Annotated in this window: 2 protein-coding genes; both read left to right on the top strand. The window is 37.0% G+C overall.

Annotation, left to right across the window (positions count from 1 at the left end; all coding sequences use genetic code 11):
* The coding region (locus FC20_RS09575) for a minor capsid protein (RefSeq protein ID WP_169788893.1) at positions 1-744 on the top strand (744 nt) is incomplete at its 5' end.
* A complete protein-coding gene (locus tag FC20_RS10460; RefSeq protein WP_008463600.1) occupies positions 731-898 on the top strand; it encodes a hypothetical protein in 168 nt (55 codons plus the stop codon). The genes FC20_RS09575 and FC20_RS10460, both read left to right, overlap by 14 nt.
* The last annotated feature ends 46 nt before the right edge of the window (positions 899-944 follow it).

The following is a 944-nucleotide window of genomic DNA, read 5'->3' as shown; positions in this document are numbered from 1 at the left end:
ATAGCTGATGAGTTTCAAACATCAATGTTTAATTCTAAAAGGTTAATTCGAACAGAAGCTGCACACTTGGCTAACCAAGCTAAGATAGATCGGTGGAAAGCCAGAGACGTAAAGTATTATCGCTACGTGGCAGTCCTAGACAATCGCACCAGCAAAATATGTCGGTCTTTAAATGCAAAAGTATTAGAAGTAGCAAAAGCACAGACGGGCAAAAATTTCCCGCCAATGCATCCCTTTTGTCGGTCAGTTGCCGTTATGGTTCCAAAACTAACTGATGCAGAGCAATATGCTTTGAATCGTTATCTTAGTTCAGATTCTTATAGATTGAATAATGAACTAAGGAGTCATGGAATTAATGGCTTGTCAGATTCATATAAAGAAATGGTTAAGGATCTTGATTCCGCTCTAAGTAAGCTGCCAACATATACATCTACTCGGCCACTGCAAAGGGACTATTTCATGACAGATGAGGGAATAAAAGAGTTTTTAAAAGAGCACAAGCAAGGTAGTATTTTTGAAGACCGGAGTTATATTTCTGCTTCTAAGGAGCATTACGCTGAAGGTGTAGAACAGATTCATATTGAAATAATATATTCAGTAAGCGGCCATGACATTTCGCTGTATAATAATCAAGAACAGGAAGTATTGTTTGGCAGAAACACACGGTTTAAAATTGAAAGTGTGTGGGAAGATGCCGATGGAATTATACAGATGAAGTGGAGGGAATTAAATGAACCAAAATAAAAAGCCGTATTCTGATAGACGGTGGTGGGAAGCACCAACCGAAGGAGTTAAATTTGATTATAGTCAAGTTACTGAAGAAGACGAAAAACAAACAGAACGTGTTTTGAAATCTATTGACGAAAGAATAAAGAAAAAGAAATCTGGAAGAAAATAATTTTTCAGTATCTAGAAAAGCGATTAGCATAAAGCTGATCGCTTTT

Source organism: Lactobacillus equicursoris DSM 19284 = JCM 14600 = CIP 110162 (assembly GCF_001434815.1).
Classification (GTDB): Bacteria; Bacillota; Bacilli; order Lactobacillales; family Lactobacillaceae; genus Lactobacillus; species Lactobacillus equicursoris.
Note: the sequence above shows the minus strand (reverse complement) of the source record. Positions and strands in the feature narration are given on the sequence as shown.

Bases quoted from the DNA above. Each gene is read 5' to 3' on its own strand.
- FC20_RS10460 (WP_008463600.1), top strand. From the start codon at position 731: ATGAACCAAAATAAAAAGCCGTATTCTGATAGACGGTGGTGGGAAGCA.